Origin of the sequence: Microcoleus sp. PH2017_24_DOB_U_A (genome assembly GCF_020738205.1) — a bacterium.
GTDB lineage: Bacteria > Cyanobacteriota > Cyanobacteriia > Cyanobacteriales > Microcoleaceae > Microcoleus.
In genome coordinates, this window is record NZ_JAEQCT010000025.1 from 38,793 (window position 1) to 64,681 (window position 25,889).

Here is a 25,889-nt window from a genome sequence, read left to right on the forward strand (position 1 = left end):
AGAATTACCGTGCCAATAAATTATGGTGGAAATTAACGCTTCAGCTCAATATCAAACTCAAGCCGAGAACGATAAAAGTGAACGTCAAATTCTAAGAAAAAATTTGTCTGTCCCAGAATCAATGATACGCTATCACTTTTTGCCCAAGCAAATACTAATCTTACCGGAGCAAACTCCCCTATTTCAGCCATGAAAAATACTGGCATCGCTGGTTGATTACCAACGTTACCAGCCAGTCGAATAATGGCTTTGCTGTCATCCCACACTAAGCCAAGCTGAATTCCTATTTTGTAAGGCAATACACTCACTGTTGCACCGCTGTCTACTAACCCAACAACTTCGACTCTCTGGTTATTGTGGTGCAGAATCAAGGGAATGCGCGGTAAGCTGTCAAACTCATCTTGAGAGGGGTGATTGGTAGAGTATTGAAATCGCATAATACTCACTTTTCGTTGCTGTTAGCCAGATTCATTGCCTGCATCAAAGCTGTACCAGCACCAAAAGTATTGTAGGGAGTTGGCAAGTAGTAAGTCTTGTAAGGTTCCAAAGGAAAAATATTCTGACTGATATCTTCTTCCGCCATAAGAATACGGATTAACTCTCGTTTATCGATCGCAGACAGTTTTTTAATGGTAGGGAGTAATTCTGTTAGTGTCATCGGTTGTTTTCCTACGATGCGTCTATCTTGATGATAGCAGGTGAACAGTGTTTGTAGGGTGCGTCGCTGTGAGATTGTCAATTTGATTTGTAGATTGTTGATAGCGACGCACCTACAAGTGAGACTACCCAGAAACAAGAGCAACGCGAAAACCTCTGTCGTCGTCGCCTGCCCTATTCCCGGAGCGATAGGCACTGCGACAATTCACCGCATGACATTTCCAGGAACCGCCACGAAGAACTCTCAAGTCAGAGTGAGTTTCCCAAGAACTTCCATCATTTGGTGCGCCATTGTAGTTAAAATTCACGCTATCGCTGCACCATTCGTTAACATTCCCGTGCATATCGTAAAGTCCAAAAGCATTCGGAGGAAAACTCCCGACATCCGTTGTTTCTTTGCGGGAAGGTTCCCATTGTGCAGAACCATAGGGATAGCCACTATAATTGACTAAATCCGCGGTAATTGTTTCGCCAAAGTGAAAAGGTGTTTTAGTTCTCGCGCGACAAGCATATTCCCACTCGGCTTCCGAAGGTAAGCGATAAGTCTTGCCTGTTTTTTGGGAAAGTTTCTCGCAGAATTCCACAGCATCATTCCAACTTACTTTTTCTACAGGACGTTTCGCGCCTTTGAATTTAGATGGGTTATTTCCCATCACCGCTTGGTATTGTTCTTGAGTGACTTCATACTTGCCCATAAAAAAAGGAGAGATGTTAACTTTGTGTTGCGGATTTTCCATATTTTCTTTCCCTACTTCCTCAGTGGGGGAGCCCATCAGGAAACTGCCTCCAGGGATTGCTATCATTTCTAAGCTTGCACCGCCACCTAAATCTTCGCTAATAAATTGTGCTTGATTGTCTTTACGGTTAGTTATATTACCCTGGACATCAACTGTCAATGTTTCAAAATCAAACGTTTGTAAATTTCTCATAATTGTGGGTTTTAAAGAAGAAAATATATTGTAGAAATTTAACCCGCGCAGGCGGGTTTTGTCAGTGTAGCGGTGGTTGAAACCAGGCACTTTCAACCACCGCTACTTATCCCTCGAAATCAAACAGATCCAATTCGACGCTCGATCGCATTATAGAACCGATCGCCCATATCACCCATCCCGACCTCAATCAACCCCAAATTATCCGCACTCAACACCCGCAAAGGCGAGTCAGCACCCCCAACTACACCGATTTTCTGCCACATTTTAGCCAAATGTTCTTGCAAGTAAGCTTCCCAAACTCCTTGATTTTCCGGCGCGATGGAAACAATAATGCAGTTGCCCATTTCACCAAACACAACTTCATCCCAACGGCTAACATTTGCCGAATTCAAGCCCAGATGGATTTCCGCACCCAGTTTACCAGAGATGCAGGATTCCGCCAGGGCGATCGCAATTCCACCTTCCGCAGCATCGTGGGCGGAACAAACCCAACCGCTACGGATTCCATCGCGACAAACTGATTGCACTTTCCTTTCCAATTCAAAATTAATCCTTGGCGGTTTCCCCGCTACAATCCCGTGAACTGCCGCTAAATATTCCGAACCTCCGAGAGTAGCAAAAGCCGATTTCTTCGGAGTTTCAGTTTTCAATTCAGAATTAGCCGATTGAAAAAAGGTCAGTTCATCCTGACTATTTGCTCCAATTCCCAACACATAAATTAAATCGCCCTTCTTTTGCCAACCTTGACCGCAAATCTTCGTCAAATCTGGAATCAATCCCACCATTCCGATTACCGGAGTTGGATAAATCGGTTGAGGATTGCCATCAGAATCAACCGTTTCATTGTACAGAGAAACATTACCCCCAGTCACAGGTGTTTTCAACTCGCGACAAGCATCAGCAATCCCGCGACAAGCCGATGCTAACTGCCAATATCCTACAGGTTTTTCGGGACTGCCAAAATTGAGATTGTCCGTAACTGCAATAGGTTCAGCACCGACACAACTTAAGTTTCTCGCTGCTTCCGCTACGACGGCTTTTGCACCTTCATAAGGGTCGAGATAAACATAGCGAGAATTGCAATCAACCGTCGCCGCAACTCCGGGAATAACCCCCCCTGGCGAGGGCGGGCACGGGGGCACCGCCCCTACAAGGGGGGGAGAAAATTCGGCAGTTTCTCTTCCTTGTGCTTTCTTAAATAAGGGAATAGCTTCTGCTTCCTCTTGTAGCGTCGCCTTAGTAAGGGCGGGTTCTTCCTCTTGTAGCCCCCCCTTAGCAAGGGGGGGTTGGGGGGGTTCTTTTTGACATGGTTCCAGAGGCCGCAATCTGACCACAGCAGCATCAGCGCCTCCCGGCAAAACAACAGTATTATTTTGCACCTGATGGTCGTATTGGCGATAAACCCAGCGTTTAGAAGCGATGGTGGGAGTATCTAAAAGAGTCAGCAAAATCTGATTCCAAGTTTGGAAATCACCTTGAACTTCGATACCGGCTGCGGTGCATTCCGGCAACTTGTCCGCCGTCCATTCCCATGCTTTTCTAGCATATTCTGGCGCTTCCGTTAACAATTCGCGGTGATAAATTGGCGTATTATCTGCCAAAGCAGTCGCGGTAATTTCAGCAGCGATTTCGCCTTTAAACAGAATTCGGACGATCGGCTCTGCGATGACTGTCCCCGCGACTACGGCGTGCAATCCCCAGCGATGAAAAATATCAATTAATTCCTGTTCCCGTCCTTTCTGTGCGACAAACAACATCCGTTCTTGCGATTCCGAAAGCAGGTATTCGTAGGGAACCATACCGCTTTCTCGAACCGGAACTTTATCTAAATCAAATTCAATTCCGACACCACCTTTGGCTGCCATTTCCGATGTCGAACAGGTGATTCCTGCCGCGCCCATATCTTGGGCGGCGACGACAGCACCAGTTTTGAATGCTGCCAAACAAGCTTCAATTAAGGATTTTTCGAGAAACGGATCTCCTACTTGGACTGCTGGGCGGTCATCCATTGATTTGTCGGTCAATTCTGCACTAGCAAAACTTGCGCCTCCCATGCCATCTCTGCCAGTAGTTGAACCCACATAAAGCACAGGATTTCCGATTCCCGATGCGCCAGATTTAACAATTTCTTGAGTTTCCATTAAACCCAAAGCCATGACATTAACTAGCGGGTTTTCAGAATAAGCAGCATCGAAATAAACTTCGCCGCCAACCGTGGGTACGCCGATGCAGTTTCCGTAGTGACTGATTCCCGATACAACACCTTTGAACAATCTCTGAGTTTTGCTATCATCTAAATTGCCGAAACGTAGAGAATTCAAAAGTGCGATCGGGCGAGCACCCATTGTAAAGATATCGCGGAGAATCCCACCGACGCCAGTTGCAGCACCTTGGAAAGGTTCCACTGCTGACGGGTGGTTGTGGGATTCAATTTTGAAAGCAAGTTGCAAGCCATCTCCCAAGTCTACGACGCCGGCATTTTCTCCAGGGCCGACGAGAATGCGATCGCCCTCTGTGGGAAACTGTTTTAATAGCGGCCGCGAATTTTTGTAGCAGCAGTGTTCGCTCCACATCACGCCGAACATTCCCAATTCAGCCTTATTGGGATGGCGGCCGAGACGCTGAACGATTTCTTCATATTCTTCGGGTTTGAGTCTTTCAGCGGCAATTTGTTCGGGGGAAAATGGGAGGTTTGGCATAATAATTGCGATGTTTTGTAGATTTTACATCCCGACTTGGGATTTTGTCGATCGGGATTTAGGTATCAAGACCAAAGAAACCGGGTTTTTTATTTAATCTGAGGGTTGGAAGGAAATCTTTGGGTGCATCTGGTTTTTGAGGAGGGCGAAGCATGACCGCATATAAATTATTAGTTATAATCCCATATTGACTGCGGTCATGCTTCGCCCCTACAAACATATTTGTCTTGCGCCAGATGCACCCAAATCTTTTCGGTAAAAAACCCGGTTTCTGACCACTCGTCCATCCAGGACTGTTAATGCTAATTTCTAGGATGACAGAGTTTGTGGATAACAGCATTCAGATTTTAATTTCTAGCATGAATTGAAGGGGCTGCATTGTTGTCAACTTAATCTCAAAGATCGTAGCAGTTTTTGGCGGCTCCGATGAGTTCCTAGGACGCGATCGATCGTACAGGGAAACTGAGAAGTTACCAAATATCGGATAATAATTGACATATATCTTATTTTCTGCTAAAGAAGTCGCACCCGACAGTTAAGATATGCTTAATTCCTCAAACCCTCTTCCCTCTTCCCTCTTCCTTCTTCCCTCTTCCTTCTTCCCTCTTCCTTCTTCCTTCTTCCCTCTTCCTTATGACTCAAAATCTCAATTTTGCCAACCAAAACTTGCGGAACCGTTCATTTAAAGGGCTGGATTTATCAGGGGCGAACTTCAGCGGTTGCGACATTCGAGGCTGCAATTTCACCGGGGCGATTTTGAGAGGGGCAAATTTTCAGGGCGTCAGAACCGGACAAAGCCGCCGCCGAGTAAAAAAATTGATTGCTAGGGCTGGCGTAACAGCGGTGATAGTGACGGCTGCTGGGGCTTTGATTGGACTGATTGGCGGGGTGGATGCGGGGGCTGTGGCTGTGGCGGGAACTGCTGCGACGGCGATTGCTGCGACTCGGGGCGAGGCGGGAATTGTGGCGGGGGCTGTAGCTGGGGCTGCTGCTGCGATCGGCGCTAACGGTATTGTGACATTTTTGGGCGGGGATACTCTGAGGGGAATTGGTTTATTTTTGGTTTCTGGGGTTATTTTGGGGTTATGTGCGATCGGCTTTTTTATCGCGGTTGAAGAAATCGAAAAATTGTCAGTAACGTCGTTTAGAAAAGCTGATTTAACTGGCGCTATATTCGATCCGGGGGCGGTTCTCGATGCTGATTTTTCCGATGCGCGAGGCTTGCCGTGGTAAGCTGCACAATTAGTTCGCGATCGCTAAAATAACTGTAGTAACCTTAGGTATGAAACATCGCAACATCGACAGAATCTGAGAAATCATCGCCATATGTCGCAACGCCTAAATCCATTATGCCAGTTCTGGAGTATAACCAGATTCATAAAATTTTTACTTATTTTTGCTCGTTAGGGCGATCGTACTAGGTTTAAGCTTTTCAAGTTTTGTGACAGTTCTAAGTTTTGGCGGTTTTTTGAGGTTAGGGCGATCGACCCATCAAAGCCAACAAACACCTCAAACGCACTCCCCCCTCAGATTTCTGGGTTTTAGGGCGGTATGAAAGCACGTCCGCCGCTACTGGGAGGACGTTAAGCGTGCGATCGAGGCGGGTATTTTTTCGGCGGATTAGAAGCTGATTGATGATGGTGGAAGATGTTTTGGGCGATCGTACCCACAGACTTATGTTAAATTAGACCTCTTGCAAAAATAGCTAAGACGGGATCTCCGGCCCATCCCACAAAAATCATCTTTTCTTGTGGAATGGGCCGGAGAGCCCGTCCTAAAATTTGATTAAAAGGACTTTTGCAAAAGGTCTATTTTCCTGTATTTTCAGTCACTCACAGTACCTCCGGCAAACGACTTCTTTTTAAAGCAATAGATAATTGCCTTAATCGTTCGCTAACTTCTAAATTCGATTCTTCTGACTTCAAGTTATCAGGTATTTCAGCAAACAGAATTGAATTTCCCTGCAACCATTCATTAAGAGCAACCCCAGTCCAAGTACCTTCTTTGTCTCTAAAACTATCAACTAAACCCTTCAGTTCTTGAATACAGTATGACTCGAAACCAGACGCACCGAAGATTGCATAGCGTAGGTATTCTTCAAACGCATTAATATCATTCTCTACCTCAAAAACTACAGATTCTTGTGAAGATATGAGGTCTTTAGAAACATCTACTACTATCTGCGTTGCTACCCCAGCAATTTGTCTTGCTACTCCTGGCACTCCCAAGACTTGTTGCCGAAGGTCAGGATTAAATAGTAAATCCGAGCCATATTTTACATATTTTTTCAGAACTTTAAAGGCAGCTTCTTCGCCACTATAGTAGTTATCAACAATTTCAATATCTACTCCTAAACTTTTGATGATTTTATTTCGAGTATCACTATTAACTGGGCCACGAATCAGCGCTTCCGAAACTGGACGGGCAAAACGTAAAAATAATACGCTTAAGCTATTCTCTAGTTTTGCTAAAAAATACTCCTCTGAATTTTCAATAAGCCTGGATTTTACTTGGTTACTTTCCCATAATAAACTTGTCATGTATTCAACTAATTTTAATGCTTCATCCTTAAGTTCTAAAGCAAGTTGATGAGCAATTGAAGATAGAAGCTTACTAATATCACCATACAAACTATCACGCCAAGCAAAATTGGCTTTCATGCGATCAAACTCTGGATTTGAGTTAGCCAGAAAAATCGTATCTTTCTTGTTAAATGTTTCCTCCCTAAGTTTCTTCATTTCAGTCTCGACGATTTGTAAATATCGCTCTCTAAATTTTTCTATTTGAGTAAATGACTTAGCAGTTGAACTCTCTAAGGGTTTGTTGACAACAGAATATTCATAGTATTTTTGTAAGTCAGCTTTAATTATTTCCCATTTTTGATTCCACCATTCTGTAAATAAAACTCGCCGATTATTTTCTTCAAATAGCTTTGCTTCTTCAGGATTTTCAGGATACTTTTTACTGACTGTAATATAAATTTCTTCAGAATTGCTAATAATTTTATTGATAGACGCTTCGCATCTTTTCTTTAAAATAGATACACGCTCAGTGTTGATATAGTTAAAAATTTTGTCTTTAATTTCTGGAATGCCCGTGCCATCTTTAGTGATAATTTTTCCATCGGCAATTCCTGTTAATCTCTTCAACTGAGCTTGAATATTACTTGCGTCCCCAATCTCTAACTTAGTCTGTTCTCCTGCTAAACCATTCAAAATTAAATAGGCTCCCGCTGAACCATATACAATGCGTTCAGGTGGAAGGTTTGCACGCCTTAACCAATCTTGGGAAGCTTCTTCAATATGTGTTTTAAGCGCCTCTGCACTACCTAATGAATCAATCCGACTTAAAAAAACAAACAGCTTATCAGCAACGGTGACGTTTTTATCGCCAAGTTCTGTGAATTTTATTATTTCTAGTTCCTTTTCTCGGAGGCTAGTAAACCGTTGTACCAATATTACAGCATCACAGTCAGAGAGCATTTCTTGTGCTTCATCAACGTGCTTTGCTAAACCTGAATCTAAACCCGGAACATCATAAAAAACAATCCCTTCAGCTTGAGCAAGTTTGTTAGTATAAAGTCGAGCTTCTAAAACAGCGTGAGCATACTTTTCATCTGCTACATATTTTTTTAGCGGTTCTCTAATATCTTCTAGTCTAGTAAATGAGAAAGTCACATTACCTTCTCTTCTTACCTGTTGTAAAGTTATTTCGTTTGCTCTTATGGTATTTAGGTCTTCGTTCGCCCCTACTTTCTCAAGCTCTTTTAGTAAATTTAGAAACTCTTCATCAGTTCTCGCTTGTACTTCCAGCCTTTGTTCGGACTCATTTTCAACTGAATAAATTTGGGTGGTTGTAAATGTACATCTTCCTCCCTTCGCTGGAAGTAAATCGCATTCTAGCCAAGCATTAATAAATGTGCTTTTTCCGGCTTTTTCTAGCCCAACAACAGCGATGCGAAACTCACGCTTTCTCAGTCTTTCAAGTTGGCGACGAGTTGGTTCTGCTTCTTGTAAAAGTACCTCTTTTAATCGAGCCGGAACTTCGGCTTGGGGTAAGTTGGCTAAATTTACCGCGTGTCTTTGGATGTTTAAAGCGTCAGTGAGACGAGTCTCATAGTAAGAAGAAGCTGTTTTCCAGTCCATTGATATATTCCTTACACGCGGTTAAATTTTTCTAAACCAGATACAGATAGATATTCCAGACAAGCTAATTCTTTAACAGTACCCTGTCCATTTGGGGGAAGATTTCTTTTTAAAATATATTGAACTTTTTTCCCAATCATTTCTGGCCCATCAGCAATGTCAATCCTGAAGTAAAATTCTCTTTGTTCACTTACATCTGTAATATCTTCCTCAGTTAATTTTAGACGCTGCTGTATGATATTCGCATCTTCAGGACTTGTACATAGAAAATATGAAGCATTTTCTATTAGTGTTTCTATATCAGAGACATTAATTGTATGATTTTCTCTGATATTTCCCACCACCGATGCTGGAACAATAAGACACAAAGCTACAGACACGGAAGACTTTTTTGGAGAAGGAGGTAGAGATGGTCTATTATTTGATGATTCTCCTTGTATTTGCTTCCTCTTTGGTTCTTGAGAATTTGGCCTCTCCACAAATTTGGTAGCTGTAGCAGCAACAAAATCCTGGATAGCTGTACCAACAACATCCTGGATAACTTTAGCAGTATCCCTAATTTTTTCAAAATCCATTTCTTTATCGCTCCAATAGCAAATTTGATTTGCGTTCCTTAATACTCATTTGAATTTAACACTCCTGTTTTAAGATTATGTCGAAGCTCGAAAATTCTTCTGCTAGGTTTTGAGCTTTTTGTTTCATAGGTTGCCAAATGTTTCTTTGCTTTTCATAATCTAGAGTAATTTCTTGGTTTGCTTTATCGAGTCTTTCCTGATAACGGTCAATAATATCACTCTGAATTTTGTCTACATTTTTTTTTAGACAGTCAATTTGTTCTAGTAACCAGCGTGCAACTTGATTTACTCTTTCTGACTCTTGCCCTTTCGCCTGCTCTATCCAACCTTCCAGTAATTTTTCTGTGCTGGGTAGTTCAGCATTATCACTAGAACGTGGTTGATACTCAGTTTCATAAATGGTTTTTTTACCTATCCACAATGTATACCAAGTTCGTTTTTGTTTTGGAACCTGTACTGCTTCTTCCCAAGTCCCTTGTGTAATAGCAAATCCTGCTTTAAACCGAAAATTAAATTTTAAATTACTCTCGACTTTAATCAGTTCTGATTCAGGAAATTTAATCGCTATGTCAGGTGCACGAGAATTTGCTCCATTTTCAAAATAAGACAAGTGGCAACGAAACAATTCGGACACAGCCTGATGAATTCTATTTAATTCTTGAGTAGAAATCTGTTTTAATACATCCTGTATAACAATGTTGAGATGGATAGCTAGTTCATTAAGTTCCTCATTGAGTTGTTTGAGTTTGTTTTTATCTGCCTCTGTTCTTGCTTCCATTGTTTTTCCTTCTTTAGCAACGGAAGCTTTGTAGCCTAAGTCAACTAAACGGTTCAAGTTTCTTGCTAGTAAATTGACATTTAAAACATTTGCTCTTTTTAAATTCGGACTGTCTAACTCTACCCTTCCAGTTTCTAAAGACTTTGCCACTGCTTCTAAGACTTGAGTAATTCCTTTTTGAAATTCCTTCTCCCATGAATAAAGTGGAAATAATTTTTCTCCTAATTTCTTGTATGGCTCTTCCTGTTGGAGTTCCCTAATTACGGTTCTTATATAATTCACAACGTCATCTTGTGACTGTTTTGCAAGAACCTGTTTGACTTTTGTATCTAGTCTTTCAAACGGCTGTTTTAAGTTTGTATCGCTAGTTTCTAAGAAGCCTTCAAGCTCTGCCCTAATTTTTGATATTTTTTCACATTCCTCTTGATAACCTGCTTCTGAACTGTTAAGAATAGCTGTTGTTGTTTGTACAGCCCATTCCGTTACTGCATTTCCAGCAGCCAGATTAAAACGTTCTATAATTTGTGGAATTACTAGCTGTGGGAAGTGTTCAGTAATATGTTCTCTTAAGTGTTGCTGAAACTCTTCTGCATAAGATTTTTTCCATAATGCTTCAGCAACTCGGTTTCGGTCGTGTCTAGACCATTTTTGTACGTTACGTGGCAAGTCTTCTAATATATCTTCATCAATTAATCCATTAAAATTGTTGTCCGCTTTTTTACACGCCTCAGCACTAAATATTTCATCATAATTTTGGATCTGAAGAGCCAGTAAAGCCGGCCATGTACTAAGTTTTACAACCTGCAACTTCTCAATCTCTTCTGTATATTCTTTTAATTGTTCAGTCAATTCACCTTTAATACTGCGGATAGCATTTTCAAAAAAGCGATTTTCTGTTTCAGGCCAATTTCTATCGGAGCGAAAAACATCAATACGATTAAGAGTAAAAAGCATACGCGCCGGAGAACCACCTAAATCTTTGACCTGCTGTACAACTTCTTGCAACAAGCTTTTTACTTTCTGTGCATCGGTTTCTGCACTATTGTATGTTACTATGCACAATGCCTCTCGGCACTGTTGAATCACATTTGCGTTACCTTGATCGCCCACATAGGCTAAACCAGGTAAATCAAGAATTTTTACCCTAGTTCCTTGTGGCAGTTCTAGTTTTGACTCTTTGACAAGCCGGAAAGGGTAAAAGATTGTCGATTGTGGACAAGCTAAATTCGGTTGTTTTTCTCTATTTTCAATATAACTTATCATTGCTTCATATAAGCGCTGATAAATTTTCTCCTCTCTGATACCTCTCCATTCTCCACACTCCCACAATGCTCCTGGTGTTTCATGGATTATTAGAGACTTTTCCTTGCTATATTCGATAGTGACTGCCCCTGCGCTCATTTCACTTACGGCTACGGGGACAATTTCGGCTCCACATAACAAATTTACCAAAGTGCTTTTCCCACTACTGGTGGTTCCTGTGGTCGCCAGAGTCAGAGTTGGATTACGGAGTTCATCAACCAGATTACTTAAAGCCTCGTCTAATTTACTAGAAAGTTCTTGTATTTCAGGCTGATATGTATCTGGTAAATGTTCGGAGATTTCTGTAGAAAAATTATTCCAGTATTTAGCAAGCAGTTGAGCTTGGAATTCTACTTCGTCAAAAACTTTGTATAATTGTTTACTCATGTGTTAAATACTGGTGTTGAGAGTGAATATGTATCCTATTTAACATATTTGAGTCGCAACTGATAGAGGGCTGACAGCCGCACTGTTTAATTATGACTCTAGGGTATTATACTATACTTGTAAAGATACGATCGCACTTTCTTTAAAGAATTTTACACACAGGCTCTTGAGATTGTTGCAGGTCTTCAATCAGATGATCGGCGGGCGTTGCTTAATGCAGGTATGAAACGATCGCCCGCTCGCCGAACGAGCGCTCTCTATTGTAATAAATTATACCCATATTCCCCAAAAGTCGATCGCCCGCACAGTCAAACACCAGTTTTGTGCGAGCTCTGTGATTGTCGTTTGCGTGCACGAGGGATCTCGCACGTTAAGAGTTGGTAGACTCACAATTACCTATTCCTCACCCATTCCCGGAATTCTCGCACTGCTGCGGTTGCGCCTGCTGTTTGAGTGCGATCGATCGGTCTGTTGCGATTTTCATGTTCCGGTAGCGGCACCATAATTTCTAATTGACCTTGATGATAAGCAATTCTTGTCGAACGTTGGTTTCCCAGTTACGCGAGCAAATATTCATATAATTTATAACTGATATTTGGCAGTAAAACTCTTTGTTCAGAGGACGTTGATATTGTTAATATTTGAGTTGGGTTTGTATTAATGACTATTTGTTTGTGTAAAATAGCAGGGAGTGCAAAACATTGACTTTATGACTAAGTTTCCCCACGATCAGTTTGCTAAAGAATACCTTCAAGAGTTATTGTCGCCTCTGGGAGAAGTAGAAACCAGCAAAGATGTCACCGCTGAAGTCAGAGAAATTGATGTCTGGTTTCAACCCACTTCTTTTGAGGGCGAATATGTTCAGAGTTTGGGTTTATTGGGTAAGATGGCTGCTACTGTAGCTGTGATTGAGCCGTTTCGCAATCCGGTTAATACTGAGGGAATCTTCAGTTGTGTGGTAAAACTATTAAATAGTAGGGCGAAACTGGGGCGGCAGACTAATCGAGAAGACCAGCGTTTAGAAGAAAGACAATTGCCGAGGTTGTGGATTTTAACTCCCACTGCTTCGGAACTTTTACTGGACAGTTTTGGTTTTCGGGTTCCCGAAGAGTCGGAGGGCTGGGCGAAAGGAGTTTATTTTTTAACTCAGGTTTGGAGAGTCGGACTAATCGCGATTCACCAGCTACCGAGAAGCCCCGAGACTATGTGGTTGCGGATGTTGGGCCGCGGGCGGGTACAGGAACAGGCGATCGCAGAACTAAGTGCGTTGCCTGTCGATAATCCACTCCGAACTAACGCGCTAGAATTATTGTACATCTTGCAGGCAAATTTGCAAGCGAATACACCACCTATTCCCGCAGGGGATGATGAAGATCAGGAGTTAGTTATGGCGATTGCACCTCTTTTTCAACAACATTTAGAAGCTGCACAACAACAAGGCCTCCAACAAGGCCTCCAACAAGGCCTCCAACAAGGCCGGGAAGAAGGACAGCGGATGATTTTGGAGAGTTTTTTGCAAGTTAGATATGGGGAGTTAGACCCACGAACTGTCGCATTAATTCTACCGATTTCGGCTTTGCCTGTTGCCGAGTTCACCTTGCTGTTAGTGCAATTGTCTACTCTGCCTGCGGGAGAAAATGAACACCAAAATGTGCAAATTTTGTTGGCACAAACAGTTATGGAAAAAACCTTCATTCAATCGGGACAATTAGAAGAAATCCCGGTAAATCTCATCCCCTATCTGCTGGCTTTATCCCCAGACAATTTATCATCGCTGTTGGCAGACTTGCCTCAATTATCGATTGAAGAACTGATGGCTAGATTGGCACAATCATTGACTTAGAAAAAAATAAACTGACGGGTAATAGCCTGTCAATATTGGGGCGGTTTCTCACAGACACCGCCTCTATATTTTGCAGATGTCAATAGCTACGGTCATGCGCTACTGTAGTTAATAGTAGACTGTGGTCATTAGTCCTTGTTGTATGAAGCTGCGATCGTTCTTTTCTTTCCTCATTGCTGGCGTTTTGGCTCTCTTAGCCTTGAGTGCAGGCGGTTTTTACTGGCTGTCAACCAAAACTCCCCTCAATCTGCTCGCCGGTGGGCCGACAACTACTCCGGCTGCGGCTGTGTTTGTCTCGAAACAATCACCTGTGTTAGTTTCAATGCTGGTAAATCCCGATCGCCTCGAAGCATTGCGACAAATCTTTGCCTCTCCTGAAGAAAGAAGCCGATCGCACGCTGAATTCGAGCAAATAAAAAAAAGCTTCCTCGTTAATACTGGCCTGGATTACAGTCGCGATATCCAACCTTGGATAGGTGACGAAATTACTTTCGCCACCACCACGCCAGATTTCGACGATCGCGAACTCAACAACGGCAAACAAACCGGGTTTTTGCTAGCCGTTTCCTCCCAAAATGCCGATCGCAGTCAAGAATTTCTCACTTCCTACTGGCAAAAAGAATCTCGTAAGGAGAAAACTGTGCAGTCGGAAGTATACAAAGGTGTCAAAATTTATTATAAAGAGTCACCAATAACTAACCCTAAAAAAGATTCGATTTGGTCTTTCAACTCGCTTTCTCTACCAAATTCAACTTTGCCTCCCAGCTTTGCAACAGCAGCAATCGGCGGTAGTTCTGATTCAGGAAGTAACAGTAGTTTTGTTTTATTTGCCAACAGTCCGAACGTGCTGCGAGATGCAATTGATAACGTAGAATCAGCAAACCGGAATCTCAACAACAGTCCTAACTATCAAAAAGCTTTGCAGCAGCTAACTCAAGGCAGAATAGCTTTAGGATTTGTCAATCTCCCGCAGCCAGCAACCGAGAAAAATCCCCAAGTTTCCCCCAATTCCCTCGCAGTTGCTATCGGAGTCAACCGACGGGGATTGCTGGCCCAAACTGCTTTGGTGACATCGGGAGACAAAACAGCAATTCCCACACTCTCCGCACCAGTGCAAGCCTTGCAGTACATACCCTCAGCCAGTCCTTTCACGGTCGCCAGCACCGATTTAAGGAATTTTTGGACTGATTTGTCATCGGCGGTGTCAACTAACGCAGAGGCTTCAAAATTAGTCGATCGCGCGATCGCAGATATTCAGCAAAATTCGGGCGTCAATTTGCCCCAAGATATATTTAACTGGGTACAAGGAGAATACGCTTTAGCCGTGGTTCCGAGTTCGTCAAACACTCCCGACTGGATTTTTGCGGCCGAGAAATCTGCTGATGCTCAAAAGGCGATCGACAAACTCGATGAAATTGCCCGCAGCAAAGAATACAGTATCGGCAACTTTACTCTCAGAAACCAGAAAATTACCGCTTGGACGCAGTTGACAACGAGCCAGAGTTACGATGTAAAAAATAAGAGCAAAAGTGCGATCGAAACCGAGGCAAAAGGAGTTCGAGCCACTGTCGGCAAATACGAAATTTTCACGACTTCCGTAGAAGCAATGGACGCAGCACTCAAAGCAGCCGAAACAGGCTCTTTGGTGGCAAATCAAGATTTTCAAACCAGCATCGAACCGCTACCGCCAGCTAACGACGGCTATTTTTATTTAGACTGGCCCTCTAGCAGAGCAATTTGGGAAAAACAAATCCCGTTGTTGAGGTTAATTGAACTTTCTGCAAGACCACTTTTTGACCACTTGCGATCGCTCACTGTCACCAGTACGGGAGAAGTCGCAGGAATTCGGAAAGCTACAGTATTTATGCGGCTGAATTAGTCAGTTGTCAGTTGTCAGTTGTCAATAATTCGGACAGTTTGATGCCATCCGTAGGGGTGGTAAAAACCCGGTTTTTTACGTAAACGCACCTCGACCATCTATCAGCAGTGCAGTGGGAGCATCTCAGTTTTGATTTTATAGTGCTGTCCCCGCTCGCGATCTATCCAACACTCGCGAGCGGGGACGCTCGCACTGTAAAGAAATTGCTTTTTCCAAAAGTGAGAGGCTCCCAGTCCAGTCATGAGTCATAGCACGTTTAAAAATTATTGGCACAAACATTGTGTTTGGGCTTACTGTCTCATAACTAATGACTGATAACGTTCGCGAGCTCTTAAGCTCGCAAAACATGACTAATGACTAATAGCGTTCGCGAGTAACGTTCGCGAGCTCTTAAGCTCGCAAAACATGACTAATGACTAATGACTACTCAGGATTGACTACTATTGGGTTGACTGGTGTTTTAGGTTTCCCAAAATAAGCTTGAAACACCTCTTTGGCGATGGGGGCCGCGGCAACAGAACCAAAACCGCCATTTTCCACAACCACGGCGATCGCAATTTCCGGCTTGTCCGCAGGCCCATAGGCCACATACAGCGAGTGATCCTTCTGTCCGATCACCTCCGAAGTCCCAGTTTTGCCCGCTGTTAGTGGAATTGAACCGTCATTGAGCCCCTGTCCCGTACCGTCGGTAACTACTGCCACGAGTCCTTCTTTAATCACATTAACTGTCGAAGGTTTCATCCCCGTAGGTACTGGTTTTGTCTCAGGCTTGCCAGTCAGAGAAGTCAAAAGATGCGGTTTGACCCGATTACCACCATTGGCGATCGAACCTACCATCACCGCCGCCTCCAAAGGAGTCACCAACACGAACCCTTGACCGATCGACATTGTTACCGTATCACCAGCATACCAAGGTTCTTTATAGATTTTTTCCTTCTGGGCCGGGGTCGGCATTTGACCGTGATCGCCACCGCCTAGGCCCAAAAGCTTCAAATCCGTATCCTTGCCAATGCCCAAGCGGTGTCCCCACTTAGCAATTTCGTCCGGCCCGGCACTCATCCCGATTTGATAAAAAAACGTATTGCTGCTGAAAGCCAAGGCATCCCGAAAGCCGATGTTTCCGTAACCGCCGCTGTGTTCGTTAAAATCAATTCCCCCCACAGTAATGTAAGACGAAGTACCAATAATTGAGTCCGGCGAAAACTTGCCCGACTCCATCCCCGCGACGGAAGTCACAATTTTAAACGTGCTGCCGGGGGGATAGCCTTGCATGGTTCGATTCACAAATGGATTTTCTTCCTGTTGAAGAGTTGCCCAATCATCCTTAGTGATTTTTCGCGTAAACAAATTGGGGTCAAAAGTCGGGTGGCTGGCCAAAACTAATACCGCGCCGGTTTTCACATCAAGGGCCACTACTGCTCCCCGGCGGTTCCCCAGGGCTGTTTCGGCTGCTTTTTGCATGGACAAGTCTATGGTTAGCTGCACTGCCTCGCCCGGTTTGGGCGGTGTCTCTCCCATCAGCCGCAATTCTTGATTTTGGGCATTTACTTCGATCAGCCGATCGCCCCACACACCCGCAATTTCCTTGTTAGAACTTGCTTCTATGCCCATCTGACCGACAATCATCCCCATTGGATATTCCGGGTGAGCTTTCAAGTCTTCTGCGGTAGCTTCGCCAATATATCCCAAAACGTGAGCAGCTAAACTGCCTTCGGGATAGTAGCGGCTTGCTTCTGGCCGCACTTCCACTCCCCGCATTTGTCCCACCTGTTCTGCTAGCGGTACAAACAATGCTGGTGGCATAGCTTGCTTGATTCGCACCGGTCTGTAGGATAGAGGATCGACTTTTTTTAATTTCTCTAATATTTCTTTAGCCGGGATTTTTAGCAGCGGACTCAACTTTTGTGCTGTCACTTTCCACTCTTCGGGCGTTTGTTCTTTCGGCCACAAATAGACCGATCGAGCTAAATTGTTAGCCGCTAGCAGCTTGCCTTTGCGATCGACAATGTGTCCGCGATTCGCCGGCATCGGTACTAGGCGAACGCGATTGTTTTCGGCTCGTTCTCGGTTTTGCTTGCCTTGTACCAGTTGCAATTCCACCAGCCGGCTAGCGTGCAGGCCCAGCAAACCGGTTGCTACTAGCATTAACACGATCGCCCGGTGTATCGGACGCGACTGTTTCTTAGGAGTTTCCAGCAGAGTTTTGTCATTCGAGCGAAATTCAGAGAGCGCAGAAATTTCTCGTTGCATCATTCTATAGGTAGATGTTAAATCCTAGATTTTAGAGTCCTGATTGTCAATTTTGCAGTATACATCATCACACCCCGGGCCGTTCTATAGGTGCAAGCTGCATTAACGGGAATTGACCGTTGGGCGAAGCGGAAAGATTGTTGACACTCCCCGGCAGTCAAGGCACGGGGATTCTTAAGACATTTCGGTCTTAATATCCCTATGGCTAGGGTTCCCAAACTCACCACATTTGCTTTTTGAGCGTGGTGATACCTTTTGGGCGTCTAGGTACATAGTACCAGGTTTCGCAGAGTCCCCGCGTACCATTTTCAAAGCTCGATCTCTAATCGTTTTTGCAGCACCAATATCAGCGTGTTCATGATAGCCACATTCTACACAGATGAATTTTTCACCATCTCTGTTGGACTTATCTATATGACCACAATTTCGACATTCTTGGCTAGAGTATTTAGGATTGACTTTAATGACGACCTTTCCTTGCTTTGCAGCCAGATACTCAATCTTTAAAATCAATTCACCCCAGCCTGCATCGGAAATAGAGCGATTTAAACCTTTTTTTCTGGATTGTCCATTTTTGAGAAATCTTCCCGTTTTCTCCTCAATTTTTACACGACAACGACGTAGCATTCCAGAAATATGTAAATCTTCTAAAGCAATTGCATCAATATTTCGCTCCACTATTTTGTGAGCGACTTTCCATTGATACGCTTGACGCCGATTGCTGATTTTTTGATGTAATAGTCCTACTTTTTTGGCTGTTTTTTTCCGATTTTTACTGCCTTTGACTTGGCGACTAACTCGTCTCTGTCTAATTTTTAAGGTGCGTTTAACTTTTTTATTAGTTGAAAATTTGGGATTTTCAATTTGATATCCATCGGAAAGATGCACCAGCTTGGTAATCCCTAAGTCGCATCCAATTACTTTAACCACATCCTGGAGAGATTTAGCCTTGTAATCGGGAACAGACTTGTCTTCGATCCTCAGAGACACGTACCAACCATTTTGGCGCTTCCTGACAGCACAAGCTTTGATATAGCCTTTCTCAAAAAGGTGAGGTATGACTGACAGGTTATATAACCACTGAAACCAAGAGGGCTCTCTTCCCAACAACGTCCGCGAATATGAGATTGAGCGTGAGTTATAAAACCGCATCCAACCTACTTTGGGCAAGTAGATTTTGTTACCTTGTATCTTTATTCCCATTACAAAAGTAAAAGAGGTAAAGTTACTACGGTTTTTGAATTGAGGAAATCCTCTGCCTTCAAAAAAGTTTCTGTAGGCAGTATCTAAACGTTTAACGTTCTGTTGTAAAACTGTTGAGTCACTGCCACTATACCAAGGTCTAGCTATTTTGAGCTTCGGTAAGGATGTGATTTGAATGTCACCAGCAGTGCGACGAGGATTTTTGAGTTTACCTTCAAAATCTACCTTGCCATCTTTCCAGGGATTGCCGGTTGCACCATTTTTACTGACGAAGCAGGTTAACGGACAAGCTTCAACCTGATTTCTGATATCGCAGTAGTCTCCTTGAACAAACTGTTGGTTATATTGAATGATTCTGTCGTTCAGGCACCAGTTATAGTGACTTCTCAACATATCCACCCAGTTTGAGATTTTTAAATCTTGGGTTTGATTTGGACGAAGTTTGTAAACATAGTTGGTCAACAAGATTGAGTCACCTCCTGTTTGTTGTGTACCTGATTTAAGCTTAAACTAAAATCTATTGGATTGAAGGGTTTGTCATACTTCTTTGTATTGAAAAGGTTTAAAAGTTGAAGCCTTGCTCTATATTTGAATTAAAGCCGTCCTATAATGACGGGGTTTTCAACCCAATTTTCTGATAATTGGCTTTTGAATAACTAATAACTCGTCACCGATCGCTGCAAACTAATCGCCCAAGCACCAAGAAATAGCCAGCAAAATCAAAGTCAGGCTGAGCCAAACCGGGAAATGGAGCCAGCCAGATAGACTCATAGGTAACAATAGCAAAACCTCGGCGAATAGGGAAGCAATTCCCAATACAGAGGCAAGCAGTATCAAATTTATCATCTTGACACCGTACAATTGCGGGTATGAGCGTGGCGCGTGTGGCAGAACTGGGAGTGGCACGAGGAAGGGCGATCGCACAGGTGTTGTTCTGATAAAAATAAGGAAGAGAAACCAAGAGGTTTTGAACTAATTAAAAAAAAATGTTCTTCCTCTCCTAGTTCGGATTCTTGGGGCTGCGATGGGTAAATTCTGAGTTGTGATTTTAAGTTGTGACAGAGGAGTAGTGCCATGTTGTTTAATCCGCGAGTTCATTTCAAAAACGCTGCGATCTTGGCTGCGACTTGTGCGATCGCCACCCACCCAGTTTTAGCAGAAACAGCCAATTTCGGCACATTAATTTTATCGCGAGGTTTTGGGGCCCCAACAGCAGCTTTGAGAGGTTCCACAGGCGGATCGTACTCTCTATCTGCCATTGCCAACGCCGATCGCCACAAAAACAAATGTTTGGGTTTTGCCACCCCCACTCCCGACCACATCATAGTCTTGCAGCAAAACTTGGACAAACTTACCATCCAAGTCAACAGCGGAGGCAAGGACACCACCTTACTCGTACAAGGCCCCGGTAACACCGTGCGCTGCGGAGACGATACAGGTCAGAATAAAGATGCTGGCATTGTAGATTCAGACTGGCAAGCAGGCTCATACAAAATTTGGGTCGGCACACTCGAACCCGGAGTCAAGTCTAACTATACGATCTCAGTACAGGAATAGGGTGCAGTGGCGCTGTGAGGTGGGGACAATCGAATATCTTCAAATTTTATCGCAATCTCCCCCAATCTGCTCCAGGGACACTCCCCCAATCTCCGACTCCCCAAATCTCGCGCTCCGCCACTAACTTCCCCCATCAAGTAAAATGTAAGATCGAAAGTGCCGTGTTTAACCAAAATTGGTAAATCCGAAAGTGCTAAAGACTCTTAGAGCTGACTTCAGTATAATTTTCGATCGCGACCCAGCCGCTCGCAACTGGCTGGAAGTTTTGTTTTGTTACCCAGGTCTTCAGGCCCTAGTGCTGCACCGCCTCGCACACTGGCTTTACGTACTGGGTCTTCCCTTCATTCCCCGCTTAATTTCCCACATTGCTCGCTTTTTGACCGGCATTGAAATTCACCCAGGGGCAACGATCGGCAAAAGCGTCTTCATCGACCACGGTATGGGGGTTGTGATTGGCGAAACAGCGATCGTCGGCGATTTTGCCCTAATTTACCAAGGTGTCACCCTCGGCGGCACAGGCAAGGAAAGTGGCAAACGTCACCCTACCGTCGGTGAAAATGTAGTTGTCGGTGCCGGCGCCAAGGTACTCGGCAACCTGCTAATTGGCAACAACGTTCGCATCGGCGCCGGTTCCGTCGTCCTGCGAGACGTACCATCTGACTGTACCGTTGTAGGGATTCCCGGCCGCATTGTTTATCGATCGGGAGTGCGCGTCAATCCCCTAGAACACGGCAGTTTGCCGGATTCCGAAGCTGCGGTAATTCGATCTTTAGTCGATCGTATCGAATCCCTCGAACAGCAACTAAAAAGTTTGATTCCCCAACCATCTGCCTCATTAACTTCTGTTTCCGATTTCCATTCAGCATTCTCAACTTTAAATCAAACCAGTCATGTAGCTGTAGCTGAAAAAAACCAATTAGCTGTTGCCACCGCTTGTCAGTTAAAAGATAAAGCAATTCAAGAATTTTTCGACGGCACCGGCATCTAAAATTTGAATTGGGAATTGGGAATTGGGAATTGGGAATTGGGAATTGGGAATTGGGAATTGGGCATTGGGCATTGGGCATTGGGCATTGGGCATTGGGAATTGGGAATTGGGAATTGGGAATTGGGCATTGGGCATTGGGCATTGGGCATTGGGAATTGGGCATTGGGCAAACAGGGCATTGGGAAGAAGGCCAAACAGGGAAGAATGCCCGCGCAGGGCATTGGAACCAATAACCAATAACCAATAACCAATAACCAATAACCAATAACCAATAACCAATAACCAATAACCAATAACCAATAACCAATAACCAATAACCAATACAATAACTAATGACTTCTTTTTCAGGGATTGACCGATCGCACAAACCAATTGCCATCCCCGTCGCGCCCGTAAAGCGATCGGTTCTGGGGTTCCCCCCGCAACTCCAAAAAATCCACCGTTTCCGGTTCCAACAGCAGCAAGCAAAAACTAGGCAGCGGCTCGATCGCATCTGGGGAAGCACAATCAAAAGCAGTAGCCTCAGCCTTGTCTTTCCCAGGATCGGGCCAACCAAACTGCACCCGCGCCCCCTCAGAAAGCTCCTGCCAAGCTGTGCGGCGGGCTGCGTACAACTCTACATCTGGACAATCTGCCCCTGCCAAAATCAGTTGTCCAGCAATCCGAAATTGTTCCCGAGTTTTAGGGAAATACCAGCAAATCTCCCCCCAAGGATAGAGATTAATTTCCTCTGCCTTTTGACTGCGAATATCTGTAATAAACTTTAACTGGTTGGTGTTTTCCAAAAAGCCTCGAAACACCACAGTGCGGTTAGCAGGACGCCCGTCAGGACGAACCGTTGCTAGTTGCAAGTAGCGGGCATAGGCAAGACTGCGGTTGCGGTGGAGCGATCGCGCTAAGGGCGATCGCCAAAGTGCTAAAGACATAATGAATATCCTATTATATGGGTAATTGGCGATCGGTAGTTGGCAATCAGTAATCGGTAATCGGTAATGTACTAAGCCTGCTTCTTCCTTTTAGTTAATGACCAATGACTAATAGACCTCTTGCAAAAAAGATATATGTTATAATCAGAGGCTTTGAATTAAACATCTCCCATAATTGTGGAACAGGCATCCTGCCTGTTATTCACAGGCTTTTTGGGAGATATCTAATCAACTAAAGCAAAACTTTCCATTATATCAGAAAATTATTTTGCAAGAGGTCTAATGACTAATGCCCTATGCCCTATGCCCTATGCCCAATGACCAATGACCAATGACCAATGACCAATGACCAATGACTCTTGTTTTGCTATTAGTAATATTATGTCAAATACAGCCTCAAAACTCAAAACTATTGAAACTCCCCACAGCGGCTACCACTGGGACGGCAGTTCCCGGCGCTTTTTTGAAGGCTGGTACTACCGAATAACATTACCAATTCACGGACAATCCTTTGCATTCATGTATTCCATAGAAGACCCCAGAGGCGGTCAACCTTACAGCGGCGGTGCCGCCCAAATTCTCGGCCCCAAAGATAGCTATTTGTGCCGCACCTTCCCCGATGTAAATAAGTTTTGGGCGCACCGAGACACATTGGGTTTAGGACATTGGGGCAAAACAGATTTACAAATTAAACCAGAATATTTAGAACCACAAGTATTCGACAGCCGTATCGAAGAAGGCTATCAAGCTACTGCTACTTTGAATCAAGGTTATCTGCACGATCCAGGAACTGGAAATCACTGTTTTTGGCAATACGAAATCAAACCTGTTTACGGCTGGGGAAACTCCGACGAACTCCAAAAATCCACGGCGGGAATGCTATCTTTTTTGCCAGTGTTTGAGCCTGGATGGCAAATTTTAATGGCTCACGGTTTAGCCACGGGTTGGATCGATTGGAACGGCGAACGCTATGAATTTAAAGACGCTCCCGCTTACACCGAAAAAAACTGGGGCGGTGCTTTTCCGCAAAAATGGTTTTGGATAAATTGCAATTGTTTTCAAGGCGAAAGCGATTTAGCATTAACTGCTGGGGGTGGCAAGCGGGGCGTGCTGTGGTGGATGGAATCGGTAGCAATGATTGGCATCCATTACCGAGGCAAATTCTACGAATTTGTGCCTTGGAATTCCCAAGTAACTTGGAATATTGAACCTTGGGGAAGCTGGAAAATGCAGGCGAGAAACAGCCAGTTTGAAGTTGAGTTAAGTGGCAGTACAAAAAGTTCTGGCACCTATGTGCGAACTCCTACAGCCAAGGGTCTGGCTTTTTGCTGCCGCGATACGACGCACGGCGAATTGCGCTTGCAACTGCGAGAATTGTTGGGGGGAAATGTTGAGAAAAATGGCAAGCAGCGCTCTAAAATTATCTTAGAGGCTCAAAGTTCTTTGGCCGGTTTGGAAGTTGGCGGCGGGCCGTGGGATGCAGTTTGGCGATCGAATTAAGTCAGTAGTCATTAGTCATTAGTCATTAGTCATTAGTTAAATGTCTATTAATTACTGACTGCTGAGAACTCACAACTGCCAACTGCCAACTGCCAACTGCCAACTGTCAACTGTCAACTGTCAACTGTCAACTGTCAACTGCCAACTGTCAACTGTCAACTGTCAACTGTATTCAGACTTTACTTTAAATTAAAGCCAATTTCTTCATTATTAATAGAGCCGTCGGGCATTATCGCTCCATTCAGCACCGCACCTCTGAGATTTGCTCCCGTTAAATTAGCGCCTTCTAGATTAGCATTGCTCAGATTTGTGACTTGTTTGGAACCTCGGAAAAAGAAGCTGTGCAAATCAGCATTTGTCAAATTAGTGTCTGCCAGATTAGCATATTGCAAATCAGCACCGTGCAGGGTCGCATCAGTTAAATTAGCTTGGGTGAGATTGCTTCCCCAAAGTCTAGAATCCAACAAATTAGCATCTTGTAAATTGGCGCGACTCAGATTTGCCAAAGTCAGATTAGCATCCCACAATTTTGTGCGGTTGAAATTAGCTTCGGTCAAATTGGCTCGACTGAGATCCGTGCCCAAAATATCAGCATTTGCTAAATTGGCGCTGGTGAGATCTGCGTCAGAAAGGTCAGCATTTTTTAAATTAGCACCGGACAAGTTGGCGCCGCTCAGGTTGGCACCGCTCAAGTTGGCTTCTTGGAGATTAGCTCCTCGCAAATCGGCAGCGCTCAAATCGCATTGCTTCCACAGAAAGCTGACGCACCAATTATCTTTTAATAGCTGACTCAGATCCTCGGCATTCGCGGCAATCACAGGAGGAGTTAAGTAGAGACTAAATAGGGCGATCGCGAATACTGTCGCGAAGAAAGTTTTTAACGTCAGAACTATTTTCATTGACACTAATTGCAATAGATTCTTGATGTGTAATCAGAGCATATCAAAGAATAAGCAACTTTCATCGGCAATATTACTCAAAAATATCAGTGAAATGTCGATCGCCCTTAGCCCAGCCCCCAACTTAACTCGGCGAGTCGCGGGTGAATCCTCTTACCTAGAAAATGGGTTGCTTCACAGATGCGTCGGTGCTAGAGATTTTTTTTCCCTAAACCCTGTATCAGATGCTCGCAAGTGCGATCGGAATTTACTGATAGCATATATTGCGACAATGCAAGAAGCTGTTGCCCATTTAAATTGTATATTTTAATAAACTATTCTCCTCCAGCGTCAAATATTCTCAACCTCTTCCTCTCTCCCTCTTTCTCTGGTGAATCTGGCTAGCAAAAATAAATTGTTCAGTTCGCTTAAAACTACGAAATTTAGCGGTTTATAGACGCAATTATCCTTGGTTGTGACTGGCGTCACGAACTAAACCCAACTGTCATCACACAAATCAATCCCCGAGCATCACCAAATCTCCTCAAACTTATCACCTCCCCGAGAGTACGGATATCACTGTCAGTAGCTGAAAGATGCAAGAAAATTAGAGCATACAGTTAAACACCCGCCCTCCCATGCGTACTATCCCCTTTCTCCCGAGTCAATTAGCTGTCACAACTATTTTCAATTCGATCGAATTTTTGGGATTCGCCAATACTTCAGGTAAAGTATTTTCGGGCGAGCAAGCCCAAGCGCGACAAGAGGCAAATTTAGACGTTAGCACCAAGAAGGTTTACAGTGCAGGTTTAAAAAGTCTCGAACAAAAGGACTTGCACGCTGCGATTAAAAATTTCACCGCCACAATAAACATTAATCCGCAATTCGCACCAGCTTACAACGATCGCGGTGTTGCCCGCTACAGATTAGGCGACAAACAGTCTGCGATCGCAGATTTAACTACCGCCATCGAACTCAATCCCTATCGAGCCAAGTATTATAACAATCGGGCGTTTATGCTAGCTGGCTTAAAAGATCGTGCTGGGGCGATCGCAGATTACAACTCAGCACTGCTGCTCAACCCCAATTTGGCTCAAGCTTACTTTAACCGAGGCACTATCCACCTGCAAATGGAAAATTCCCTCGCAGCACTAGCTGATTTTGAATCAGCAATTCGCCTCGATCGCAATTTTGCCAAAGCTTACTTCAACCGAGGAGTGACTAGATATAAATTGAGAGAAGTTCAAGGAGCATTTGAGGATTTTCAGAAAGCAGCAGGGCTATTTAAGCAGCAATCGAGAATGGATTGCTATCAAGATGCTGTCTCTAAACTTAGAAAGTTATGTTATTAATTAAATTTGGCATAAGCCATAAAAAATAGATTGTATAA

Annotated in this window: 21 protein-coding genes; 8 read left to right on the forward strand and 13 right to left on the reverse strand. The window is 43.9% G+C overall.

The features are described 5' to 3' along the window. Nucleotides 1–32: 32 nt before the first annotated feature. The 4 genes from JGK07_RS05235 to purL form a co-directional block, all read right to left on the reverse strand. Complete coding sequence (locus tag JGK07_RS05235; protein WP_293176410.1) at nucleotides 33–437, reverse strand: hypothetical protein; 405 nt, start codon at nucleotides 435–437, stop codon at nucleotides 33–35. Nucleotides 438–442: 5 nt separating this feature from the next. Continuing rightward, complete coding sequence (locus tag JGK07_RS05240; RefSeq protein ID WP_293176412.1) at nucleotides 443–658, reverse strand: hypothetical protein; 216 nt, start codon at nucleotides 656–658, stop codon at nucleotides 443–445. 124 nt (nucleotides 659–782) lie between these two features. After that, nucleotides 783–1,586, reverse strand: coding sequence for a formylglycine-generating enzyme family protein (locus JGK07_RS05245; protein WP_366034683.1), 804 nt, complete (start codon nucleotides 1,584–1,586; stop codon nucleotides 783–785). A gap of 119 nt (nucleotides 1,587–1,705) precedes the next feature. Then, the gene (gene purL, locus JGK07_RS05250) at nucleotides 1,706–4,288 is read right to left on the reverse strand and encodes a phosphoribosylformylglycinamidine synthase subunit PurL (protein WP_293176414.1); all 2,583 of its coding nucleotides are present in this window, start codon (nucleotides 4,286–4,288) and stop codon (nucleotides 1,706–1,708) included. Nucleotides 4,289–4,921: 633 nt separating this feature from the next. Here purL and JGK07_RS05255 point away from each other — a divergent pair. Further along, nucleotides 4,922–5,521 (forward strand): pentapeptide repeat-containing protein, encoded by a 600-nt coding sequence (locus tag JGK07_RS05255; RefSeq protein ID WP_293176417.1) that lies wholly within the window; start codon nucleotides 4,922–4,924, stop codon nucleotides 5,519–5,521. A 599-nt stretch (nucleotides 5,522–6,120) separates the two neighbouring features. Here JGK07_RS05255 and JGK07_RS05260 read toward each other — a convergent pair. The 4 genes from JGK07_RS05260 to JGK07_RS05275 all read right to left on the reverse strand — a co-directional run bounded on the left by JGK07_RS05260 (nucleotide 6,121) and on the right by JGK07_RS05275 (nucleotide 11,830). Then, on the reverse strand, nucleotides 6,121–8,433 hold the full coding sequence (locus tag JGK07_RS05260; RefSeq protein WP_293176419.1) for a dynamin family protein: 2,313 nt from the start codon (nucleotides 8,431–8,433) through the stop codon (nucleotides 6,121–6,123). An 11-nt stretch (nucleotides 8,434–8,444) separates the two neighbouring features. Then, nucleotides 8,445–9,008: a hypothetical protein gene (locus tag JGK07_RS05265; RefSeq protein ID WP_293176421.1), complete on the reverse strand. Its 564-nt coding sequence runs from the start codon at nucleotides 9,006–9,008 to the stop codon at nucleotides 8,445–8,447. 55 nt (nucleotides 9,009–9,063) lie between these two features. Continuing rightward, nucleotides 9,064–11,475 carry a dynamin family protein gene (locus JGK07_RS05270; RefSeq protein ID WP_293176423.1) on the reverse strand — a complete coding sequence of 804 codons (2,412 nt, stop codon included), beginning with the start codon at nucleotides 11,473–11,475 and terminating at the stop codon, nucleotides 9,064–9,066. A gap of 211 nt (nucleotides 11,476–11,686) precedes the next feature. After that, a complete protein-coding gene (locus tag JGK07_RS05275) occupies nucleotides 11,687–11,830 on the reverse strand; it encodes a hypothetical protein (protein ID WP_293176425.1) in 144 nt (47 codons plus the stop codon). Nucleotides 11,831–12,184: 354 nt separating this feature from the next. On the opposite strand from JGK07_RS05275, the gene JGK07_RS05280 reads away from it, so the two are divergent. Next, on the forward strand, nucleotides 12,185–13,318 hold the full coding sequence (locus tag JGK07_RS05280) for a flagellar assembly protein H (RefSeq protein WP_293176427.1): 1,134 nt from the start codon (nucleotides 12,185–12,187) through the stop codon (nucleotides 13,316–13,318). Nucleotides 13,319–13,460: 142 nt separating this feature from the next. Then, a complete protein-coding gene (locus tag JGK07_RS05285) occupies nucleotides 13,461–15,197 on the forward strand; it encodes a DUF3352 domain-containing protein (RefSeq protein ID WP_293224017.1) in 1,737 nt (578 codons plus the stop codon). Between the two features lie 423 nt (nucleotides 15,198–15,620). On the opposite strand, the gene mrdA is transcribed toward JGK07_RS05285, so the two are convergent. From mrdA to JGK07_RS05300, 3 genes are all read right to left on the reverse strand, one after another. Continuing rightward, entirely contained in the window at nucleotides 15,621–17,450 is a 1,830-nt protein-coding gene (mrdA, locus tag JGK07_RS05290) for a penicillin-binding protein 2 (RefSeq protein WP_293210252.1), read from the reverse strand. 171 nt (nucleotides 17,451–17,621) lie between these two features. Next, nucleotides 17,622–19,115 (reverse strand): transposase, encoded by a 1,494-nt coding sequence (locus JGK07_RS05295; RefSeq protein WP_293290769.1) that lies wholly within the window; start codon nucleotides 19,113–19,115, stop codon nucleotides 17,622–17,624. Between the two features lie 202 nt (nucleotides 19,116–19,317). Then, a complete protein-coding gene (locus JGK07_RS05300) occupies nucleotides 19,318–19,611 on the reverse strand; it encodes a hypothetical protein (protein WP_293195851.1) in 294 nt (97 codons plus the stop codon). Between the two features lie 113 nt (nucleotides 19,612–19,724). Here JGK07_RS05300 and JGK07_RS05305 point away from each other — a divergent pair, with 113 nt between their 5' ends. The 3 genes from JGK07_RS05305 (at nucleotide 19,725) to JGK07_RS05315 (ending at nucleotide 21,435) form a co-directional block, all read left to right on the forward strand. After that, the gene (locus JGK07_RS05305) at nucleotides 19,725–20,207 is read left to right on the forward strand and encodes a hypothetical protein (RefSeq protein ID WP_293176437.1); all 483 of its coding nucleotides are present in this window, start codon (nucleotides 19,725–19,727) and stop codon (nucleotides 20,205–20,207) included. A gap of 190 nt (nucleotides 20,208–20,397) precedes the next feature. Continuing rightward, complete coding sequence (gene cysE / locus JGK07_RS05310) at nucleotides 20,398–21,195, forward strand: serine O-acetyltransferase (protein WP_293176439.1); 798 nt, start codon at nucleotides 20,398–20,400, stop codon at nucleotides 21,193–21,195. Nucleotides 21,196–21,198: 3 nt separating this feature from the next. Next, nucleotides 21,199–21,435, forward strand: coding sequence for a hypothetical protein (locus JGK07_RS05315; RefSeq protein WP_293176441.1), 237 nt, complete (start codon nucleotides 21,199–21,201; stop codon nucleotides 21,433–21,435). A gap of 104 nt (nucleotides 21,436–21,539) precedes the next feature. Here the strand turns inward: JGK07_RS05315 and JGK07_RS05320 are convergent, their stop codons facing one another. Further along, nucleotides 21,540–22,121 carry an Npun_F5749 family FMN-dependent PPOX-type flavoprotein gene (locus tag JGK07_RS05320; protein WP_293176443.1) on the reverse strand — a complete coding sequence of 194 codons (582 nt, stop codon included), beginning with the start codon at nucleotides 22,119–22,121 and terminating at the stop codon, nucleotides 21,540–21,542. A gap of 381 nt (nucleotides 22,122–22,502) precedes the next feature. Here JGK07_RS05320 and JGK07_RS05325 point away from each other — a divergent pair, with 381 nt between their 5' ends. Continuing rightward, the gene (locus JGK07_RS05325; protein WP_293176445.1) at nucleotides 22,503–23,621 is read left to right on the forward strand and encodes a tocopherol cyclase family protein; all 1,119 of its coding nucleotides are present in this window, start codon (nucleotides 22,503–22,505) and stop codon (nucleotides 23,619–23,621) included. Between the two features lie 179 nt (nucleotides 23,622–23,800). Here JGK07_RS05325 and JGK07_RS05330 read toward each other — a convergent pair whose 3' ends face one another. Continuing rightward, a complete protein-coding gene (locus JGK07_RS05330) occupies nucleotides 23,801–24,520 on the reverse strand; it encodes a pentapeptide repeat-containing protein (protein ID WP_293176447.1) in 720 nt (239 codons plus the stop codon). 617 nt (nucleotides 24,521–25,137) lie between these two features. Between JGK07_RS05330 and JGK07_RS05335 the strand changes: the two genes are divergently transcribed. Continuing rightward, nucleotides 25,138–25,851 (forward strand): tetratricopeptide repeat protein, encoded by a 714-nt coding sequence (locus tag JGK07_RS05335; protein ID WP_293202765.1) that lies wholly within the window; start codon nucleotides 25,138–25,140, stop codon nucleotides 25,849–25,851. Nucleotides 25,852–25,889 lie beyond the last annotated feature (38 nt).

What these genes read in the sequence shown, in the direction of transcription:
- JGK07_RS05240 (WP_293176412.1), bottom strand. Translation starts at nt 658, where the DNA reads ATGACACTAACAGAATTACTCCCTACCATTAAAAAACTGTCTGCGATC.
- JGK07_RS05270 (WP_293176423.1), bottom strand. Translation starts at nt 11,475, where the DNA reads ATGAGTAAACAATTATACAAAGTTTTTGACGAAGTAGAATTCCAAGCT.
- JGK07_RS05255 (WP_293176417.1), top strand. Translation starts at nt 4,922, where the DNA reads ATGACTCAAAATCTCAATTTTGCCAACCAAAACTTGCGGAACCGTTCA.
- JGK07_RS05245 (WP_366034683.1), bottom strand. Translation starts at nt 1,586, where the DNA reads ATGAGAAATTTACAAACGTTTGATTTTGAAACATTGACAGTTGATGTC.
- JGK07_RS05325 (WP_293176445.1), top strand. Translation starts at nt 22,503, where the DNA reads ATGTCAAATACAGCCTCAAAACTCAAAACTATTGAAACTCCCCACAGC.
- purL (WP_293176414.1), bottom strand. Translation starts at nt 4,288, where the DNA reads ATGCCAAACCTCCCATTTTCCCCCGAACAAATTGCCGCTGAAAGACTC.
- JGK07_RS05335 (WP_293202765.1), top strand. Translation starts at nt 25,138, where the DNA reads ATGCGTACTATCCCCTTTCTCCCGAGTCAATTAGCTGTCACAACTATT.
- JGK07_RS05265 (WP_293176421.1), bottom strand. Translation starts at nt 9,008, where the DNA reads ATGGATTTTGAAAAAATTAGGGATACTGCTAAAGTTATCCAGGATGTT.
- mrdA (WP_293210252.1), bottom strand. Translation starts at nt 17,450, where the DNA reads ATGATGCAACGAGAAATTTCTGCGCTCTCTGAATTTCGCTCGAATGAC.
- JGK07_RS05285 (WP_293224017.1), top strand. Translation starts at nt 13,461, where the DNA reads ATGAAGCTGCGATCGTTCTTTTCTTTCCTCATTGCTGGCGTTTTGGCT.
- JGK07_RS05320 (WP_293176443.1), bottom strand. Translation starts at nt 22,121, where the DNA reads ATGTCTTTAGCACTTTGGCGATCGCCCTTAGCGCGATCGCTCCACCGC.
- JGK07_RS05260 (WP_293176419.1), bottom strand. Translation starts at nt 8,433, where the DNA reads ATGGACTGGAAAACAGCTTCTTCTTACTATGAGACTCGTCTCACTGAC.
- JGK07_RS05235 (WP_293176410.1), bottom strand. Translation starts at nt 437, where the DNA reads ATGCGATTTCAATACTCTACCAATCACCCCTCTCAAGATGAGTTTGAC.
- JGK07_RS05330 (WP_293176447.1), bottom strand. Translation starts at nt 24,520, where the DNA reads ATGAAAATAGTTCTGACGTTAAAAACTTTCTTCGCGACAGTATTCGCG.
- JGK07_RS05305 (WP_293176437.1), top strand. Translation starts at nt 19,725, where the DNA reads ATGTTGTTTAATCCGCGAGTTCATTTCAAAAACGCTGCGATCTTGGCT.
- JGK07_RS05280 (WP_293176427.1), top strand. Translation starts at nt 12,185, where the DNA reads ATGACTAAGTTTCCCCACGATCAGTTTGCTAAAGAATACCTTCAAGAG.